The organism is Micromonospora carbonacea (assembly GCF_014205165.1).
GTDB classification, from domain to species: Bacteria; Actinomycetota; Actinomycetes; order Mycobacteriales; family Micromonosporaceae; genus Micromonospora; species Micromonospora carbonacea.
Genome location: NZ_JACHMZ010000001.1, coordinates 4885050 through 4904238, shown reverse-complemented (window position 1 = coordinate 4904238; position 19189 = coordinate 4885050). Strand labels below are relative to the sequence as shown.

The window sequence follows — 19189 nt, the reverse complement described above, 5'->3', positions numbered from 1 at the left end:
GGGAGGGGTGGGGGGGTGGGGGAGAGGGGGAGGGGGTCAGAGGGGGAGTTTCATGCCCTCGTGGGAGGCCACGAAGCCCAGGGCCAGGTAGAAGCGGTGGGCGTCGGTGCGGGACTTGTCCGTGGTGAGCTGCACCAGCCCGCAGCCGCGCTGCCTCGCCTGGTCGATCGCCCAGCGGATCATCTCCCCGCCCAGCCCCTGCCCCCGGCGGTCGGAGCGCACCCGCACCGCCTCGACGAGGGACCGCTCGGCGCCGTGCCGGCCGAGGCCGGGGATGTAGGTGATCTGGAGGCAGCCCACGACCACCCCGTCGTCGTCGGCCACCACGAGATGGTTGCGCGGGTCGGCGGAGATGTCCGCGAAGGCCCGCTCGTACGCGTCGTCGACCTCGCCGACGTCGCGGGTCCGTCCCAGCACGTCGTCGGCGAGCAGGGCGAGGATGGCCGGCAGGTCGGCCCGGACCGCCTCCCGGAGGATCACCGTGGGCATGGCGTCAGCCTGACACAACGGCAGCCGACGATGTCCCGGCCGCGGCTTGCCGGGACCGGGCAGCATGATGCGGCATGGACGTCCTGCTGCTGCCGTTCCGTTGGGTCTACCGGGGGCTCGTGTGGTTCGCCAACTCGCCCCGGACGCTGATCACGTCGTACCTGCTGATGATCGTGGTGGCCGGGGTGATCTACAGCCACGTGGAGCACAAGAGCGCCGCCGACTCGGTCTGGTGGGCGGTGGTCACGGCCTCCACCGTCGGCTACGGCGACATCTCCCCGACCACGGGGGCGGGCCGGGCCCTGGCGGCGCTGCTCATCTCGACCATGGTGCTGCTGGTCATCCCGCTGATCACCGCGCACTTCGCCAGCCAGTTGATCGTGGACGACGACGCCTTCGAGCACGACGAGCAGGAGGAACTGAAGGCAGACGTGCGGCGGATGCGGGCCCTGCTGGAGGAACTGGCGGCGCGGCAGGGGATCACCCTGCCGCCGGAGCCGCCGCCGCCCCCGCCGCCGGGGGTCCGCCGCGCCCGCAGAACCCGCCGGTGACCCGCCACCACCTCCCGGCCGGCGCGGGCCGGGCGGCGCGCCGTCACCGGGCCGGGCAGCGCAGCCCCTCCCGGGGCACCGTCAACGAGATCAGGTACGCGTCCACCGCGTCGGTCACGCAGCTCGTCTGCGGGTACGCCGTGTGCCCCTCGCCCTCCCAGGTCAGCACCCGACCCACGCCCAGCATCGAGGCCAGCGTCGCCGTCTGCTCGTAGGGCGTCGCCGGGTCGCCGGTGGTGCCCACCACCACGATCGGCGGCGCGCCGACCGCCTTCCCCGTCGGGTACGGGTCCCGCCCGCCGGGCCACTCGGCGCAGCCGAGCATGCCGACGGCGAGCGCCGGGCCGAACAGCGGATAGGTCTGCCGCCACTGCGCCTGGAGCTCGCGGATGCGCTGCACGCTCGGCTTCTCGGCCGCGTCGGTGCAGTTGACGGCGAGGTTGGCGTCGAAGAGGTTGGAGTATTTCCCGTCGGCGTCGCGGCCGGCGTACGCGTCGGCCAGCCGGAACACCTCGCCCGGGTCGCCGTCGTCCAGCCGCTCGATGGCGTGGGCCAGCTCCTGCCAGCCCGACTCGGTGTAGAGCGAGGAGATGACCGCGTAGAAGACCCAGCCGGAGGTGGCCTCCCGGCCGTCGGCCGTCCGCACGGGGGAGACCTTCGCCTTGTCGATCGCCGAGGTCACCGCCGCCCGTGCGTCCGGGGCGAGCGGGCAGCGCCCGGCGTTGGCCGCGCACCACCGGGTGAAGTTGTCGAACGCCCGCTCGAAGCCCTTCGCCTGGCCCTCCGAGCCGGCCACCAGGTTCTGCGTGGGGTCGACCGCGCCGTCGAGCACCAGGGCCCGCACCCGCTGCGGGTAGAGCTGCGCGTACGTCGCGCCGAGCAGGGTGCCGTAGGAGTAGCCGAGGTAGGTCAGCTTCTCGTCGCCGACGGCCGCGCGCACGGCGTCCATGTCGCGGGCGGCCTGCTCGGTGCCGTAGAGCGGGAGCTGGTCGCCGTACTTGTCGCCGCAGCCGCGCCCGATCCGCTCGTTGAGCGCCACGAAGCCGTCGAACGACGCCGTGGACTCCGGGTCGGGGTCGTAGCCGAAGCTGGCGTCGAGGTCGGCGTCGGAGATGCACTTCACGGGGCTGGACCGGGCCACCCCCCGCGGGTCGAAGCCGACGATGTCGAAGCGTTCGGTGACCGACGGGGGCAGGCCGCCGAACGCCGGGCCGAAGGAGAGGTAGACGGCGGTGTCCACGCCGGAGCCGCCCGGACCGCCCGGGTTGATCACCAGCGAGCCGATCCGGTCGCGCTGCTTCGTCGAGCGGGCCCGCAGCAGGGCGATCTCGAAGGTCTCCCCGGCGCCCGGCCCGGCCGTCGCGCCGCCGCCGGTGCCCCAGTTGCGCGGCACGGCGATGCGGGCGCAGTCGTAGCGCATGTCGGGCGCGCGCCGGCCCACCAGCTCGTCGGCGACCTCCGGGCACGCCCGCCAGGTCGGGGCCGTGCCCGGCGGGGCTGCCTCGCCCGCGCCCTCGGTGCGCGGGGCGAACGCGGGCAGCGTGCAGCCGGCGGCGACCAGGGCCGCGGCGACGAGCCCGGCGAGGGTCAGCCGGGCCCGGCGGATCCGGTCGGGTGTACGGGTCACCGGCGCGCCTCTCGTGCTCGTGTCGACCGGTCGTGTCGACGCCTCAGGCTACGCCCGGCCCGGCGTGGGCTCGGCCGTCGCCGCCGGATCGCCGCGCAGAACCTGGTCCACGTCGTAGCGGATCGGGCGGTCGAGCTGGTCGTAGCCGCAGGACCGGGGGTCCCGGTCGGGCCGCCAGCGGACGAACCGGGCGGTGTGCCGCAGCCGGTCGCCCTCCATCGCGTCGTAGCCCACCTCGGCCACCAGCTCGGGGCGCAGCGGCTCCCACTCCAGGTTCTTCGTGCCCGTCCACCGGCTCACCCCGCCGGGGATGCGCTGGCCGCGCTCGTGGTCGCCGTGCACCCACGGGTGGTCGGGGCCGACCTCCCGGTAGGGGGCCAACTCGTCCAGCAGCTCCCTGCGGCGGGCGGCGGTGAACGAGGAGCTGACCCCGATGTGGTGCAGCACGCCGCCGTCGTCGTAGAGGCCGAGCAGCAGCGAGCCGACCACCGGGCCGGTCTTGTGCCAGCGGAACCCGGCGACCACCACGTCGGCGGTGCGGGCGTGCTTGACCTTGGCCATCAGCCGCTTGCCCGGCTCGTAGGGCAGGTCGGCCGGCTTGGCGATCAGCCCGTCGAGCCCGGCGCCCTCGAACACGTCGAACCAGCGGCGGGCCGTCTCGGGATCGGTGGTGACCTGGGTGACGTGCACCGGCGGGCGCACCCCGGAAAGCGCCTGCTCCAGTCGGGCCCGGCGCTGCGGGTAGGGCCGGTCGGTCAGCAGCTCGTCGTCGATGGCGAGCAGGTCGAAGGCGACGAAGTCGGCCGGGGTCGTCTCGGCCAGCAGCTTCACCCGGGACGCGGCGGGGTGGATGCGTTGGGCGAGCAGCTCGAAGTCGAGCCGGGGCTGTCCGTCCGGGCCGTCCCGGCGGATCACGATCAGCTCGCCGTCGACGGCGCAGCGCGCGGGGAGCTGCCGCAGCGCCTGCTCGACCACCTCGGGGAAGTAGCGCGTCATCGTCTTGCCGCCCCGGCTGGCCAGCTCCACCTCGTCGCCGTCGCGGAAGACGATGCAGCGGAAGCCGTCCCACTTCGGCTCGTAGGTCGTGCCGGGGTCGGTGGGCAGCCGCGAGACGGCCTTGGCCAGCATCGGTTCGACCGGTGGGTTGATCGGCAGGTCCACGGCGACAGTCAACCAGACGCCACCGACAGTCGTGAGGCGGATCACCCGCGGTGAGGGGAGGGCGTGTCCCCGCGCGTCCCGTCCCCGCCCGCGCGACCGGATGGCGGACGGCCGGCTCGGAGCTACCTTCGCCGGGTGCGGGAGTGGGTCTGCGGGTGCTGCGGGCGCTGGCGGGTCAGCGTCGAGCTGATCCACGGGCGCTACCGGTACCGCCTGGTGCGCCGCTACCCGGCCCGCTTCGGCGGCGGCAAGGACGTGCTCGGCGAGGTGGGCACGGTCGCCGAGCTGGCGGAGCTGCTGCGCCGCCGCACCCCGCTCACCCTGGCCGACCTCCACGAGGCCGCCTGACCGGCGACCCCGGCTCAGGCGTCGCCGCCGGCCGCGCCGGTCGACCGCTTCTCCAACACCGCCAGGGGGATGCCGTTGGCGTCCGGGCGGTGCCCGACGATCTCGTACCCGTGCCGCCGGTACAGCCGCAGGTTCCGCTCGCTGGCCGCCCCGGTGAACAGGGCGAACCGGGACGCCCGCCCGGCGCACGCCGCCTCCACCCCGGCCAGCAGCCGGGCCCCGACGCCCCGGCCCTGCTGGTCGGGGGCCACCGCGAGCCGCCCCACGTGGGCGGTGCCGGCGTCGTCGACCAGGGCCCGGACCGACCCGACCAGGCGGTGCCCCGCGCGGGCGACCAGGACCGTGGCGGGACCGGCCAGCACGGCCAGGACCTCGTCGAGCGTCTCCGCCAGCGGCGGCAGGAACGGGTCGCCGTAGTGCTGGGCCTCGGTGACGTAGGCGGCCCGCTGCACGGTCAGGATCTCCCCGGCGTCCGCGAAGCCGGCCGGGGCGATGGTCAGGTGATCGGTCACCGGGCCAGCTCACCACAGCCGGACCGGACGGCCGTACCCTGGCGGGTGTCCCACGCGAGGAGGCCGCCGTGCCCGAGCTGACCTACCCGCACCCCGGCGCGACCCGTGCCGGTGAGCTGCCGGCCGGGTGGCGGCACGTCCGGCACCGGGTGCCGCTGCCCGCCGGGTCCTTCGAGGCGGCCCGCGCGGCGGTGCTGGGCTGGCGGCTGCACCGGGCCGCCGGCGTCCGGATCGACGCGACCGCGCCCCGCGCCGCACCCGGGGTCACCGTCGTCTCCCGGCTGGGCGTCGGCCCGCTGCGGCTGGCCGCGCCGTGCGCGGTGGTCTGGGCGGCCGACGACGACCGCCGGGCCGGCTTCGGGTACGGCACCCTGCCCGGCCACCCGGCGCGGGGCGAGGAGGCGTTCGTGGTGGAGCGCGACGACTCCGGCGTCGTCTGGTTCGAGGTGCGCGCGTTCAGCCGGCCGGACCGCTGGTTCATGCGCGCCGCCGGGCCCGCCGGCCGGGCCTTCCAACGGGGGTACGCCTGGTGGCTGGGCCGCACCCTGCGCCGCCTCTGCGCTCGCCCGACCCCGCCCGCCTGACCGCCCCGAGCCGCCGCGACCGCCTGACCGGCCCGCCGCCGCCCGATGGCCGGCTCAGTAGCGGGCGAACGAGCGGATCGGCATTCTCGGGCCATACCTCGGGGCCTGCACGCCCCCGGCGGCGAGCAGCAGGCAGACCCGCCCCCGGTGCCCCCGGAACGGCTCCAGCAGCGCCAGCATCCGGGCGTCGTCGCCGCGCGGCTCGCCGGCCAGGGCCCAGGCCACCGTGTTCGGCACGTGGTAGTCGCCGACGCTGACCGCGTCCGGGTCGCCGTACGCGATCCGCACCACCTCGGCGGCCGTCCAGGCCCCGATGCCGGGCACGGCGGTCAGCCGGCGGGTCGCCTCGGCGGCGTCGGCGCAGCGCTCCAGCCGCCCGGCCTCGGCGGCGGCTCGACGCAGCGTGTCGGCGCGCTTCTGCTCCACCCCGAACGGGTGGAACACCCAGTACGGCGCGGCGGCCACCGCCGCCGGGTCGGGCGGCAGCAGCAGCGGCTGCATCGGCCCCGGGGCCGGCTCGCCGAAGTGGCGCACGGTCGCCGCGTACGCCCGGTAGGCCTCCGTGCCGGTGACCTTCTGCTCCAGGACCGCCCGCAGCACCCGGGCGAAGACCTGGCCGGTGGCCGGCATCCGCAGCCCGGCGTGGCGCGCGGCGAGCCGGGCCACCACCGGGTGCGCGGCGGCCCGCTCGGCGAACCCGGCGAGGTCGTCGCGGAGCCCGGCGACGGCGTCGGCCCGCTCGACGACCCAGTCGGCCCCCGGGCCGTACCCCTCGGCGAGCAGCTCCCCGACGGCGGCCGGGCGCAGCGCGAGGGTGGCGGGGCCGGCGGGGGTGCGGGCCGCCCACCAGAAGGTGCCGGCGGCGATGCGGGCGCACGGGTCGTACGTGCTGAAGGTGAGCGGCCGGACCGACGCGGCCAGCCGGTAGCCGGCGGGCGGGCGCAGCGCCCGGCGGGCGGAGGGTTCGCGCACGCCGTCACTCTGCCACGGCCCTGCTCCGGCGGGGCGCGGGGGAGCGCGGCGGACAAAGAGCGGCACCGCCGACGTGGGGAACGTCGGCGGTGCCTCCTTGCCGGAGCGGAGCGGCCGGAGTCGGCCGCGGGGTGCGGGTGGGGGACCTCGGCGGGCGCGGTTGCTGGCGTCAGCGCGCCCGCCGCCCTCCTCCGCTCCGGGAGGTCCGGCGATCGCGGCGCCGGCCGTCCCTCTCGGGGGCCGGCGCCGCGGCCGGGACGCGGCGTTGCCGGTACGCCGGTCCGGTTCACGGCGGTGGTCGGTCGTGCCCTCCCCGGCCGCGACCGACCACCGGGTCCGTCAGTACGAGTAGCTGGAGTCCGCCGCGCCCGCGTCGCTGGACGACGGCGGGGCGACCGCCTTCGGGGTGCCGGTCGGCAGGCATTCGAGGTTCTTCTTGCCGTCGGGCTGGGCGACGAACCAGGTGCCGCCGACGCCCTGGCCCTTCCACTGGCCCGGCTTCTTGTCGCCGATGTAGCGGTACAGCGGCCAGCCGCCCAGCGTGATCTGCCGGGTGCCGTCCTGCCGGGTGATGGTGCCGACCTTGTCGTCGGAGACGCCGCTGAGCTGCGGGCTGCCGTCGGTCAGCGCGGGCGGCCACACCTCGGCGCACTTGTCCACGCAGTTCGACGCGGGCGGGTCGTCGGAGTCCTTGTCGAACCGGTAGAGGACCCAGCCCTCCTCGTCGGTGACCACCTTGCCCATCCGGGCCACCTTCTTGCCGACGAGCTGGTCGGTCAGCTCGACGTCGGCCGGCGGCGCGGCGTCCGGGGCGGCGGTGGTGGCCGCCGCGTCGGGGGAGGCCGAGGCCTCCGGTTCCACTGCCGCGGTGGGCTCGGCCGCGGCCACTGCGACCGGCTCGGCCGCGCCCGAGTTCGCCCCGTTGTAGCCTGCGGGAGCGCAGGCCGTAAGTGCGACCATGGCGCTTGCGACGATGACGGTCCGCTTCAGCTGTGCCACGTGCCCTCCTCATTCTTAGCAGTTCGCCGGTTAGTACGGAGCGGCCGGCTGTCAAGGATGAACGAATAACAGTGGTCAATTTCACTTATCTCGGTTGAACCATTTCCGGCCGCCGCGCGTACCGCCGGACAACCCCTCGACGGCCTGCGGAAACGCCGAAAAGGCGCCGGCCGCGACAGCGACCGACGCCGATTTCGGAAACGCGTGTTACATCGGCACCTGCACGAGCGGGCTGGCCACCCCGTTGGTGTCCACCGACTGCACCAGCACCTTGGCGATGTCGTCCTTCGGGACGGACGTGGCCCCGCTCAGCTCCAGCGGCAGCGGATTGGTGGTGGTGCCGTAGCCGCCGCCGGGCACCGACCAGGTCGACAGGACCTCTGTCGTGTCGTTCTTGCGCACCACCATCAGCCGGCAGGTGCGCGGCCCCGGCAGCCGCTTGAGCTGGAAGTCGATCCGGGTGCCGAAGTCCTTCGAGATCAGCCACATGTTGAGCTGCACGCCGGTGGACGCGTCGACGGCCGTGAACGGCTCGCCCTCCTGCTCGTTGCCGCCGGTGCCCGGGTCGTTCGGGTCGGTGCTCTTCCCCGGGCTCGGCGTGCCGTCGAGCGTCGTGGGCGCCGTCGGCTGCGCGCCGATGCGCGGCGGGGCGTCGCCGCCGGCGACGCTGGCGATGCCGACCCCGGTGAGCCCGCCGAACACCGCCACGGCGGCGGCGCTGGCCAGCAACTGCCGGAACCGGGTCCGCCGCCGGTGCGTCCGCATCGCGACAAGCGTCCGGTCGAGCAGGGCCGGGTCGGTGGCGGTCTGCTCCAGGGCCGTCATCGTCTCGCCGTCGATGTCGGAGAGCAGCCCCACCACGGGAACCATCGTCTCCAGCTCCGCGGCGCACGCCCAGCACGTGGCGAGGTGCTCCTCGAACCGCTCGGTGTCGTGCTCGTCCAGCACGCCCAGCGCGTACGCGGCGACGTCCATGTGATCTGCCCGGCTCATTCCGTCACCCCCCTCTCCTGCAGGGCCGTGCGCAGCGCGCGCAGGGCGTAGTAGACCCGTGACTTGGCGGTGCCGAGCGGCAGGCCCAGCTCCTCGGCCGCCTCCGGCACCGTCCGGCCCCGGAAGTAGGTCGCCACCAGGATCTCCCGGTGCGACTGACTCAGCGTACGCAGCGCGTCGGCCACCGTCATGGTGCGCAGCACCCGGTCGGTGCTGTCCGACTCGGCGAAGGCCGTCAGGTCCCGGTCGTACGTCTCCGCCGGGCGGGCCTGTTCGCTGCGGTGCTCGTCGATGGCGATCCGCCGGGCCACCGTCACCAGCCAGGGCCGCAGCGAGCCCTGCCCCTGCGCGCCGAGGCGGTGGGCGTTGCGCCAGGCCCGCAGCAGCGTCTCCTGCACGATGTCCTCGGCGCGCTGCCGGTCCCCGCCGGTGAGCCGCATCACGAACGCCAGCAGCGGCCCGGCGTGCTCCGCGTAGAGCAGCCGGATCAACTGGTCCGAGTGGCTGGTCTCAGTGGACACCGCCTGGTGCCGCCCGGGTGCCGATCGCGGAGACACCGGGCCATTCTGGCCATCGGCCGGGCGTACGTCGACCCCTCGGGTCGACCTCGACGCGCGGGACTGCGGCTGGGCGCGGGCGGACATCCAGTCCACCCTCACCGCGTCGCCGTGCCAGCCGGCCGCCACCGCATGCATGCAGACCTCCGGGTGTCCGATGACATCAGCCCGACCCCCACCGGGCATGGCCGCCCGGTGATACGCACCGGACGGGCCAGCGGATCAACGGCGCACCGAAAAAATTCCCGGCGGCGGCGGAGTGGAGTCGGTGGCGTCGGCGTCGCGCACCACGGCGGCCCCGCCGGCGAACCGGTCCAACTCGTCGCCGGCCAGCACCCGGCCCGGGAACCAGTCCCCGGCCGCCCGCCGGGTCAGCTCCGGCACCGGCGGCTCCACCCGGCCGGCGACCAGCACCAGGTTGCCGTAGCGCCGGCCGCGCAGCACCGCCGCGTCGCCGACCAGGCAGGCCCGGGGCAGCACCGCGCGGACCGTGGCGACCTGCGCGCGGGCGTGCCGCAGCGGCGGCCCGTCGGCGACGTTCGCCAGGTACCAGCCGCCGGGGGCCAGCACCCGGGCCACCTCGGCCAGGTATTCCACGCTGGTCAGGTGCGCCGGGGTGCGGGCGCCCGCGAAGACGTCGGCGACCACCACGTCGTAGCCGGCGTCGCGGGTGGACTCCAGGGCGGCCCGCGCGTCGGCGACCCGCACCCGCAGCCGGGGGTCGGCCGGCCAGGGCAGCTCCCGGCGGACCAGGTCGACCAGGGCGGCGTCCACCTCGCACACCCGCTGGGTGGAGCCGGGGCGGGTGGCCCGCACGTAGCGGGGCAGGGTCAGGGCCCCGCCGCCGAGGTGCAGCACCCGCAGCGGCGCGCCCGCCGGTGCGATCAGGTCGAGGGCGGCGGCGAGCCGCCGGACGTACTCGAACTCCAGGTGGGTGGGGTCGGCGAGGTCCACGTGCGACTGCGGCGCGCCGTCGAGCAGCAGGGTGAACGAGCGCGGCCGGTCGGGGTCCGGGACCAGCTCGGCCTCGCCGGTGTCGACCCGCGCGGTCACCCGGTCGGCGCCCCGGCGGCGGCCCATCAGACGCGGGGGCCGCGGCCCCGGGCCGCGGCGGTCAGCGCCCGGTGCAGCAGGCGGGCGTCGCCGAGCAGCGCCCGCAGGCGGCGCTCCAGGCCGGCAATCGGGACGAGGTTCTGCGGGGCGCGCGGGTCCTTGTACGGGGTGGACGCGAACCGGGGCAGCGTGACCAGCGACAGGTCGGCCAGCGCGAACGCCTCGGCCTCGGCCAGCTCGGCCGAGCACTCCACCCGCACGATGCCGGCCCAGGGCGCGCCGCCGGAGACGGGCAGCCGCAGATACCAGGAGTAGCCGCCCCAGGCGGTGACGAGCCGGAACACCGGGGACCGCTGGCCGGGACGCAGCCCGGTCACCACGGCCGTCAGCCGGGCATCGAGGTATTGGCTGTGCTGGGTCTTGACGTAACCCAGGGTGCGGGGCAGCTGCCGGCGGCTGCGCAGCGGGCCGTCGACGACCAGCAGGTCCCCGTCGACCCGGGCCGCACCGGAGACCTCCACCTCCAGCGCGGTCAGCGGCCCCTGCACGGCCGCCTGGAGCTTGTTGAGCTCGCCGGTGCCGCCGACCCGGTGCACCGGGTAGCGCACCGTGCCGGCGCGCACCTCCCGGGCCGACGGGCTGGCCGTGAACAGCCCCCGCCGCACCTGGGCGCCGGCGAGCCGCGCCGCGCCCCGCTCCAGGTCGCAGCGGACCACCCCGGCGGCGTACGAGGCGGCCACGCCCGGGAACGACGCCCCGTCGGCCTCGGCCGTCCACACGCTCGCGTCGATCCGGCGCACGCCGTCGACCAGCAGCACCACGTCCGGGGCCCGGACGCCGGCCCGGACGTCGATGGCCCGCCAGTCCACCGCCGGCAGCTCCACCTCGGCGTCGACCTGCTGGCGGCTCGGCGTGGCCGGCCCGCCCGGCACCGCCTCGAAGGACGCGCCGTAGCCCGGGTCCCAGGCGTCGACGAACAGCTCCGGAGCCTCGCCCACCGGGCCGCCCCCGCCCGGCCCCCAGCCGGCCGGGCCGCCCCCGCCCGGGCCCGTCACAGGCCGGTCCGTTCCACCCGGGCGGTGCGGGCGTCCTTGCGGACCTCGAACCGGACCGGGATGCGCTCGGCCAGCGCCGGCACGTGGGTGACCACGCCGACCATCCGGTCGCCCCGGGCGGCCAGGCTCTCCAGGGTGGCCGCCACCGTGTCCAGGGTCGCCGCGTCGAGGGTGCCGAACCCCTCGTCCAGCACGATCGACTCCAGGCTCGCCGCCGTGGTGGACAACCCGGCGAGCTGCTCCGACAGCGCCAACGCCAACGCCAGCGACGCCTGGAACGTCTCCCCGCCGCTGAGCGTGCGCACCCCGCGCCGCAGCCCGGCGTCGTGGTGGTCGACGACGAAGAACTCGCCCTTGTCGTGGACCAGGTCGTACTGCCCGCCCGACAGCTCGCGCAGGATCCCCGACGCGCCGTCGACCAGCAGGTCCAGCGCCTCGGCCAGCAGCCAGCGCTCGAAGTTGTTGGCCCGCAGGTGCCCGGCCAGCGCCCGCGCCACCCGGGCCTGCCGCTCGTGCCCGGCCCGCTGCTCCGCCAGCTCGGCGGCCTGCTCCCGGCGCTCCACCAGCCGCCGGTGGGCGGCCTCGGCGCGCTCCACGGCGACGGTCGCCGCCCGGACCGGGTCGTCGTCGACGGCGAGCCCGGCGGCGGCGAAGATCTCCGCGATGCGCTCCTGCACGGCCGTCACGGCGGCCTCCGCGTCGGCGACCGCCCCGGCCAGCCCCGCCCGGTCCGCGCGCCGCCGCGCCGCCTCCCCGCCCGCCCACGCGGTCAGCGCCGCCCAGGCCGCGGCGACGTCGTCCCGGTCGGCGGCCGGCGGGCCGAACCGGGCCAGCCCGTCGCGGGTCGCGTCGAAGTCCCGCCACGCGCCGCGCAGCCGCTCCTCGGCCGCGTCGAGGGCCCCCCGGGCCCGCCGGGCGGCGTCGCGCCCCGCCCGCACCGCGCCCGCCGCGTCGTCGAGGGCCCTGCGCAGCCGGGCGTGCTCGGCCAGGTCGTGCCGCAGCGCCGCCGGGGTGGCGGCACCGGCGAGCTGGTCGTCCAGCTCGGCCAGCCGGCCCCGCAACTGGTCGTGCTCGGCGCGGGCCCGCAGCAGCACCCGCTCCACGTCGCGGGCCGCCGCGTCGCGCTCCTGCACCACCCGCTGGGCCGCCTGCACGGCCGCCCGCGCCGCCTTCCCGGCGGCGGTGGCCCGCGCCACCGCCGAACCCGCCGGCACCGCCGGCACCCGGGCCACCACCTGCTCGCAGACGGGGCAGGCCGCCCCGTCGACCAGGTGCGCCCGCAGCGCCACCGCCTGATCGGTGGCCTTGGCCTCCTCGTGCGCGCGGAACGCCGCCTCCAGCTCCGCCTCGGCCCGCTGCGCCGCCGCCCGCCCCGCCTCCAGCGCGGCGACCGCCGCGTCGTGCTCGGCCTGCGCGGCCGTCACCGCCGTGGCCACCGACCCGGCCTGCCCGGCGAGCCGGTCCCGGTCGGCGTGCGCCTTCAGCAGCAGCCGCAGCGCGCTCTCGTCGCCCGCGCCGGCCAGCTCGCCGCGCAGTTTCTCCTCGCGCTCCTCGGCCAGCGCCACCGCGCCCGCGGCCTCGCCGACGCCGGCCCGCGCGTCGGCCACCGCCCGCGCCACCTCGGCCACCCCGCCGGGCGCGCGCACCCCGTCGAGCACGGCCAGCTCGGCGTCGAGGGCCGCCAGGGCCGCGTGCGCGTCCCGCGCCGCCGCCCGGGCCAGGTCCCGCTCCGGTACGGCCGCCGCGACCGCCCCGGCCAGCCCGTGTGCCCGCCCGACCTGCTCCTGCGCCCCGGCCAGCGCCGCGTCGTCGACGTCGGCGAGCCCGCCGAGGATCCGGTCGACCGCCTCCAGCTTGGCTTCGGCCTGCCCGGCCCGTTCGGTGGCCCGCCGCTGCACCTCCTCGTAGACGCCGAGGCCGAGCAGGTTCACCAGGATCTGCTGCCGGGTCGCCGGCCTGGCGTGCAGGAAGTCGGCGAACTGCCCCTGCGGCAGCACCACGCAGCTGGTGAACTGCTCGTACGGCAGCCCCACCGCCTCCAGCACCGCCCGGTCCATCTCGGCCGGGGTGCCGGCGACCACCTCGCCCAGATCCTCCGGGCTGAGCCCGGTGTCCAGTTTGGTCACGTCGAACCCGGCCGGCATGAGCTGCAGCCCGGCGTTGGCGGTCTTCACGTTGCCCCGGCCGTCGCGGCGCACCACCCGGGTCGCCACGTAGCGGTCCCCGGCGGACTCGAAGACCAGCCGCACCCGCGCCTCGGTGGCGGACGGGGCGAGCGCGTTGCCCAGCCCCCGCGTCCCGCCCCAGCGGGGCACCGTGCCGTAGAGGGCGAAGCAGATGGCGTCCAGCACCGTGGACTTGCCGGAGCCGGTCGGGCCGACGAGGGCGAAGAAGTCGGCGTCGGTGAAGTCGACGGTGGTCTCGTCGCGGAAGACGGTGAAGCCCGCCATGTCCAGCCGCATCGGGCGCATCAGCGGTCCACCTCCTCGAACAGCTCGTCGAACAGCTCCCGGACGTCGGCGTCGTCGTGCCCCCGGCTGTCGAGGTAGTCGGCGAACAGCTCGCGGGGCGAACGGCCGGCCCGCTGGGCGGTGCGGGCGCCGCTGCCGGGGGCCGGCACCAGCTCCGGGTCGATCCGGATCTCCAGGGCCCGGGGCAGCAGCTCCTGCACCTCCTCGCGCAGCCCGGCCCGGGGCTGCTCGCGGACGAACACCCGCAGCCAGCCCTCCGGCGGGGCGATCTCGGCGAGCTGGGCCAGGGTGCCCCGCACCGTGCGCAGCGGCACCGCCGCCGGCACCGGCACCTCCCGGATGCGCGCCGCGCTGGTCGCGGTCACCTCGACGACCGTCACCGACGGGACGTTCTCCTGTTCGCCGAAGTCGACGGCGAGCGGGCTGCCGCTGTAGCGGATCGGGCAGGGCCCCGGCACCCGCTGCGACCGGTGCAGGTGCCCCAGCGCCACGTAGTGCGCGGTGCCCGGGAACACCGTCGCCGGCACCGCGTAGCCCAGGACGGTGTGCGCGTCGCGCTCGCCGCCGCCGGTGGCCGCCCCGACCACGGTGAGGTGGGCGGTGACCAGGTGGACCCGGTCGGGCTCGGCGAAGCCCTCGGTGAGCCGGCCGAGCACCCGGCCCAGGTGGTCGGCGTACGTCTGGGTGGCCTCGGCGGCGGTCAGCTCGTACATCTCCACGGCCCGCACCGCGTAGCGCTGGGACAGGAACGGCAGCGCGGCCACCCGCCAGCGTTCGCCGCCGGCCGTCGTGCCGTCGATCACGTGCTCGTCGGGGCTGTCCCGCACCCCGCCGCGCAGGGTGATGCCGGCGGCCTCGGCCCACGGCCGCAGCGCGTCGAGGGCCTGGCCGTTGTCGTGGTTGCCGCCGATGGCCACCACGTCCGCGCCGGTGCGGCGCAGCGCGGTCAGCGCCCGGGTGACCAGCCGGGTCGCCTCCGGGGTGGGCGCGGCCGTGTCGTAGAGGTCACCGGCGACGATCACCAGGTCGGGGCGCTCGGCGCGGGCGACCTCGATCACCCCGGCGAGGACCTGCTTGTGCTCCTCGGCCCGGGACTGCCCCTTGAGCACCTTGCCGACGTGCCAGTCCGAGGTGTGCAGGATCTTCATGACCGGTGCCCCCTAGAACGGGATGTCGTCGTCGCTCGTGCCGCCGCCGGAGCCGACCACCGCGAACGGGTCGGCGGCCCCGGTGATCGACCGTAGTGTCTCCGAGGGTGCCCGGCCGGCCTCGGAGACCCGGGTGGCCCACGCCGGGAAGGGGAACTCCAGGCAGAGCGGGACCGGGATGTCGGGCTGGTTGACGAACATCGTGCCCGGCTTGGCCAGCAGCGCCCGCTGCCGCTGGGCCGGCGGGAGGAAGCCGTACTCCGGGCGGGACGCCTCGGCCGGGTCGAGCCGGCCGACCACCCGGATCGCCGAGTTGGTGACGATGCGGCGCTCCACCTCGCTCGCGGTCTGCTGCGCGCCGACCAGGATCACGCCGAGCGAGCGGCCCCGCTCGGCGATGTCGAGCAGCACCTCCTTGATGGGGGAGGAGCCTTCGCGGGGGGCGTACTTGTTGAGCTCGTCGAGGACGACGAAGAGCAGCGGCTTGGCCGTGCCCGCCTTCTCCTTGCGCTCGAACTCGCTCTTGAGGGTCACGCCGACCACGAACCGCTGCGCCCGGTCGGGCAGGTTGTGCAGGTCGACCACGGTCACCTGGGCCGACTCGCTGGTGTTGATGCTGTGCGGGCGGCGGGTGGCCAGGTCGCCCCGGATCAGCCGCCCCAGGTCCTTCTTGCTGCCGATGAGCCGCCGGGCGAACGCGTTGACCGTGCCCAGCCCGACGGCGCTGCCGGCCCAGTCGCCCCGGGTCTCGTCGTCGTTGAGCTGCTCGACGATGTGGTCGACCAGGTCGGTGTAGGAACCCAGGCGCACCCCGTCGACGCTCACCCCGCCGTCGGCGGGCTGCGCGTAGCGGGCCAGGTGGGCGGCGACCGAGTGGACGACCATCGTGTACTGCTGGCGCTCGTCGTCGGCGTCGGCGAAGACGTAGGGCAGGAGGCGGTCGGCGCAGAACTCGCTCAGCGTCCAGTAGAAGCTGTCCACCCCGGTCAGCCGGCTGCTCACGTCGGGCGTGCCGGAGGAGTCGCCGACCCGGGGCGGGGCGTAGACCCGCACGTCGGGGAACGCCCCGGCGCTGAGCCCGAGCCTGGCGTAGCCGGCGCGGGTGGCGTCGTCGAGGCGGGTGTTGGGGTGGTCGAGGAACAGCAGGTCCTCGCCCTTGACGTTGAAGATCAGCGCCTTGGCGTTGACCGCGTCGCCGCCGAGCACCCCGGAGCGGAAGACCGAGTAGAGCAGGAACGTGGCGAAGCTGGTCTTGGTGGCGACCCCGGAGATGCCGGAGATGGAGACGTGCGCGCCCCGGGTGCCGTCGAGGAAGTCGGCGTTGAGGTAGACCGGCACCCCGTCGCGGCCCATGCCCATCGGGATGCGCCGCTCCATCCGGTCGAAGTGCAGCGCGCGGGCCCGCGCGTCGCCCTCGGCGCGGTGCACCACCGCGCCGGGCGTCGGCGGGACGTAGACCTCCGGGTCGACCCGGGTGGTGGTGATCTCGGCGGCCTCCTGCACCATCGCCGGCAGGGTGCCGTCGGCGATGGCGAACACGTCCGAGTCGAACTGGGCGCCCTCGTGCCGCGCCCGCACCTGGGTCACCACCCCGGCGATGGTGACCGGCTCGCGGTCGGGCATCTCGCGGCGGGTCACCACCACGTCGTCGAGCTGGAGGTAGCTGCCCGGGGCCACGGCCGTCCAGAACGTCAGCGGGGTGGCGTCGGCGGTGCCGAGCACCCGGCCGACCCCCTCGCCGGGGCCGGCGGACCCGTCGTCGGTGATCGGCAGGCTGTCGGTCATCGGCCCGCTCCCGTCAGCTGGTCGTCTCGGTCACGGCACACGAGGAGCATCCTGCCGCAGGGATGTGACAGCTTGCCACGCGACGCGGCGGACGCCACCTCTCGTCCGGTACGCGATCACTCGTCGCATTCCTCCGAACGCGCACGGTGTCGCAAAATTTCTTGCCGTAGAGGTGACGCGAACCGGTTGCTCGGCGCAACAATGACACCGGCACCCATCGAGGATCTTCGTTACGTCGATGTTTCGGGGTGCCCCTGCGGCCCGCCACCTGCGGGCCGTGGGCCGGCCCGGCGGCCACCACCGCCGGGTCACCGCCGGTCGGCACCCCCTTCCGACCGGCTGTCGAGTGAAGGCAGGAGCCTCATGCGTCGTACCACTGTCCTGGCGGGCCTGGCCTCGGCCGCGCTGCTGGCCACCGCCGTGCCCGGCGCGGCCGTCGCCGCCCCGGCCGCCGCCCCCTCCGCCGACGCGTTCACCCGCGCCGTCACCCAGCTGAAGTCCCACGCCGCCGACGCCCTCGCCGGCGACGGGCAGAGCTTCACGCTGAAGAACGTCGCGACCGACGCCGACGGCACCGAGCACGTCCGGCTGCACCGTTACCTCGACGGGCTGCCCGTGCTCGGCGGCGACCTGGTCGTGCACCTCGGCAAGGGCGGCGCCTGGCGCGGCGCCAGCCAGACCCTGACGGCCGCCCCGCGCCGCGCCGCCCGCGCCGCCCGGCCCGCCGTCGGCGAGGCCGCCGCCGGCCGCGCCGCCCTCGCCGCCTCCACCGCCACCGCCCGCCGCGTCGACGGCACCCAGCTCGTGTACGACGCCGACGGCGCGCGCACCGCCCTCGCCTACGAGGTGGTCGTCGGCGGCGTGTACGCCGACGGCACCCCCAGCGAGCTGCACGTGCTCGTCGACGCTGCCAGCGGCGGGGTCCGCAGCTCCTGGGAGGGCGTGCAGCGCGAGGGCACCGGCAACACCCTGCACTCCGGCACCGTGCCGCTGGGCACCACCGCCTCCGGCAGCACCTACCAGCTCACCGACGGCGCCCGCGGCGGCCACAAGACGTACGACCTGAACGGCTCCACCAGCGGCACCGGCACCCTCGTCGCCAGCGCCACCAACGTCTTCGGCAACGGCACCACCTCCAACCGGCAGACCGCCGCCGCCGACGCCCACTACGGCGCGGCCGTCACCTGGGACTACTACAAGAACACGTTCGGCCGCAACGGCATCCGCAACGACGGCGTGGCCGCCTACAGCCGGGTGCACTACAGCACCAACTACGCCAACGCGTTCTGGAGCGACTCCTGCTTCTGCATGACCTACGGCGACGGCGGCTCCGGCTTCGCCCCGCTGACCTCCCTGGACGTCGCCGGCCACGAGATGACCCACGGCGTCACCAGCAACACCGCCGGCCTGGTCTACAGCGGTGAGTCCGGCGGCCTCAACGAGGCCACCAGCGACATCTTCGGCACCCTCGTGGAGTTCTCCGCCGCCAACGCCAGCGACCCCGGGGACTACCTCATCGGTGAGAAGCTGCGCAGCACGCCGCTGCGCTACATGGACAAGCCCTCGAAGGACGGCTCCTCGGCCGACTGCTGGTCGACCACCCTGCGCTTCAAGGACGTGCACTACTCCTCCGGCGTGGCCAACCACTTCTTCTACCTGCTCGCCGTCGGCAGCGGCTCGTCCTCGTACGGCAACAGCCCCACCTGCGACGGCAGCACCATCACCGGCATCGGCAACGCCAAGGCCGGCGCGATCTGGTACCGCGCGCTGACCACCTACATGACCTCGCGGACCAACTACTCGGGGGCCCGCACCGCCACCCTGTCGGCCGCCGCCGACCTGTACGGCGCCAGCAGCGTCGAGTACCGGACCGTCGCCGCCGCCTGGACGGCGGTGAAGGTCGCCTGACCTGACCGGAGCACGGCGGGGCGGACGTCCCCGCCGTGCCGGCAGCCCCGGCCCCGCGCCCCCGCCCCGCCTACGGAGCGGCGGCCGGGGCCGGGGCTGTGTCGGCGTCGGCGGTGGTGTCGGTGTTGGCCTCGCTGTCGCCGTCGCCGTCGCCGTCGCCGTCGCCGTCGGCTTCGGCTTCGGCTTCGCGGGCGTAGCGGAGCATCAGCACGCCGTCGGCGGCGGCCAGCACGTGCCGCAGCGGCAGCTCCCGGTGCCCGCCGGCGGGACCGGCGGTGATCCGCCCCGGCCCCGCCCCGGCGAGCAGCGGCGCGACCGTGAGGCAGACCTCGTCGACCAGGTCGGCGGCGGTGAGCGCGCCGAACAGGTGCGGGCCGCCCTCGCAGAGCACCTGCCCGAGCCCGCGCCGGCGCAGCGCGGCGAGCCCGGCGGCGAGATCCACTCTGTCGTCCCCGCAGCGCACCAGGTCGGCCACCCCGGCCAGGCCCGGCGGGGCCTCGGCGGCGGCGCGGGTGAGCACCACCGGGCGCACCGGCGCGTCGGCGAAGGCGGCCTGCGCCGGGTCCAGGTCCAGCGAGCCGGAGACCACCACCAGGGTCGGATACTCGGCCAGCCCGTGCGCGCGCCGCCAGGCCCGGCGCGTCGCGTCGAGCCGCACCGCGCCGTACCCCTCGTGCCGCAGCGTCCCGGCCGCCACCAGCAGCCCGTCGCAGAGCATCCGCAGCAGGCCGAAGACCCGCTTGTCCGGTGCGCCGGACAGCCCCGCCGAGTAACCGTCGAGCGAGACCGCGCCGTCGACGCTGGTCACGAAGTTGACCCGCAGGTGGGGACGGTCCGCCCGGCCGTACAGCGCGGCCAGCTCCGCGTCGTCCAGGCCGCCCGCCGACGGGGCCGGCCAGAGGCGGGAAATCGCGGCTCCGGCGCTCATTCGCCGGCCGGACCCGTGACCGGAGGGGTGGGTTCGGGGGTACGGTGC

Annotated in this window: 17 protein-coding genes and 1 pseudogene; 4 read left to right on the top strand and 14 right to left on the bottom strand. The window is 75.9% G+C overall.

Features of this window, described 5'->3' with window-relative positions:
- Positions 1–36: 36 nt before the first annotated feature.
- Entirely contained in the window at positions 37–489 is a 453-nt protein-coding gene (locus HDA31_RS20360; RefSeq protein WP_178063957.1) for a GNAT family N-acetyltransferase, read from the bottom strand.
- Between the two features lie 74 nt (positions 490–563).
- On the opposite strand from HDA31_RS20360, the gene HDA31_RS20355 reads away from it, so the two are divergent.
- Positions 564–1040, top strand: coding sequence for a potassium channel family protein (locus HDA31_RS20355; protein ID WP_074479419.1), 477 nt, complete (start codon positions 564–566; stop codon positions 1038–1040).
- A 43-nt stretch (positions 1041–1083) separates the two neighbouring features.
- Here HDA31_RS20355 and HDA31_RS20350 read toward each other — a convergent pair whose 3' ends face one another.
- On the bottom strand, positions 1084–2667 hold the full coding sequence (locus HDA31_RS20350) for an alpha/beta hydrolase (RefSeq protein ID WP_178063958.1): 1584 nt from the start codon (positions 2665–2667) through the stop codon (positions 1084–1086).
- Positions 2668–2715: 48 nt separating this feature from the next.
- On the bottom strand, positions 2716–3828 hold the full coding sequence (locus tag HDA31_RS20345) for an ATP-dependent DNA ligase (RefSeq protein WP_178063959.1): 1113 nt from the start codon (positions 3826–3828) through the stop codon (positions 2716–2718).
- A 135-nt stretch (positions 3829–3963) separates the two neighbouring features.
- On the opposite strand from HDA31_RS20345, the gene HDA31_RS20340 reads away from it, so the two are divergent.
- On the top strand, positions 3964–4176 hold the full coding sequence (locus HDA31_RS20340) for a hypothetical protein (protein ID WP_074479416.1): 213 nt from the start codon (positions 3964–3966) through the stop codon (positions 4174–4176).
- Positions 4177–4190: 14 nt separating this feature from the next.
- On the opposite strand, the gene HDA31_RS20335 is transcribed toward HDA31_RS20340, so the two are convergent.
- Complete coding sequence (locus HDA31_RS20335; protein ID WP_178063960.1) at positions 4191–4688, bottom strand: GNAT family N-acetyltransferase; 498 nt, start codon at positions 4686–4688, stop codon at positions 4191–4193.
- 68 nt (positions 4689–4756) lie between these two features.
- Here HDA31_RS20335 and HDA31_RS20330 point away from each other — a divergent pair, with 68 nt between their 5' ends.
- A complete protein-coding gene (locus HDA31_RS20330) occupies positions 4757–5272 on the top strand; it encodes a DUF1990 domain-containing protein (RefSeq protein WP_178063961.1) in 516 nt (171 codons plus the stop codon).
- Positions 5273–5326: 54 nt separating this feature from the next.
- Here HDA31_RS20330 and HDA31_RS20325 read toward each other — a convergent pair whose 3' ends face one another.
- From HDA31_RS20325 to HDA31_RS20285, 9 genes are all read right to left on the bottom strand, one after another.
- Positions 5327–6244, bottom strand: coding sequence for a DNA-3-methyladenine glycosylase family protein (locus HDA31_RS20325; RefSeq protein ID WP_178063962.1), 918 nt, complete (start codon positions 6242–6244; stop codon positions 5327–5329).
- Between the two features lie 339 nt (positions 6245–6583).
- On the bottom strand, positions 6584–7243 hold the full coding sequence (locus HDA31_RS20320; RefSeq protein ID WP_074479412.1) for a COG4315 family predicted lipoprotein: 660 nt from the start codon (positions 7241–7243) through the stop codon (positions 6584–6586).
- A 207-nt stretch (positions 7244–7450) separates the two neighbouring features.
- Entirely contained in the window at positions 7451–8236 is a 786-nt protein-coding gene (locus tag HDA31_RS20315; RefSeq protein ID WP_178063963.1) for an anti-sigma factor family protein, read from the bottom strand.
- Positions 8233–8931, bottom strand: a complete 699-nt coding sequence (locus HDA31_RS20310; RefSeq protein ID WP_043962562.1) for a sigma-70 family RNA polymerase sigma factor — start codon at positions 8929–8931, stop codon at positions 8233–8235. Before HDA31_RS20310 ends, HDA31_RS20315 begins: the two co-directional genes overlap by 4 nt.
- An 84-nt stretch (positions 8932–9015) precedes the next feature.
- On the bottom strand, positions 9016–9873 hold the full coding sequence (locus tag HDA31_RS20305) for a spermidine synthase (RefSeq protein WP_074479410.1): 858 nt from the start codon (positions 9871–9873) through the stop codon (positions 9016–9018).
- Positions 9873–10844, bottom strand: coding sequence for a hypothetical protein (locus tag HDA31_RS20300; RefSeq protein WP_246384509.1), 972 nt, complete (start codon positions 10842–10844; stop codon positions 9873–9875). Before HDA31_RS20300 ends, HDA31_RS20305 begins: the two co-directional genes overlap by 1 nt.
- A 53-nt stretch (positions 10845–10897) precedes the next feature.
- The gene (locus HDA31_RS20295; protein ID WP_178063964.1) at positions 10898–13372 is read right to left on the bottom strand and encodes an AAA family ATPase; all 2475 of its coding nucleotides are present in this window, start codon (positions 13370–13372) and stop codon (positions 10898–10900) included.
- Positions 13372–14520, bottom strand: coding sequence for an exonuclease SbcCD subunit D (locus HDA31_RS20290; RefSeq protein ID WP_178063965.1), 1149 nt, complete (start codon positions 14518–14520; stop codon positions 13372–13374). Before HDA31_RS20290 ends, HDA31_RS20295 begins: the two co-directional genes overlap by 1 nt.
- Positions 14521–14532: 12 nt before the next feature.
- Entirely contained in the window at positions 14533–16287 is a 1755-nt protein-coding gene (locus tag HDA31_RS20285) for an ATP-binding protein (protein WP_074479420.1), read from the bottom strand.
- Positions 16288–16668: 381 nt separating this feature from the next.
- On the opposite strand from HDA31_RS20285, the gene HDA31_RS33095 reads away from it, so the two are divergent.
- The gene (locus HDA31_RS33095) at positions 16669–18213 is read left to right on the top strand and encodes a M4 family metallopeptidase (RefSeq protein WP_074479407.1); all 1545 of its coding nucleotides are present in this window, start codon (positions 16669–16671) and stop codon (positions 18211–18213) included.
- 184 nt (positions 18214–18397) lie between these two features.
- On the opposite strand, the pseudogene HDA31_RS20275 reads toward HDA31_RS33095, so the two are convergent.
- Positions 18398–19141, bottom strand: a pseudogene (locus tag HDA31_RS20275) (pyrimidine reductase family protein); the annotation flags it as partial.
- Positions 19142–19189: the final 48 nt, after the last annotated feature.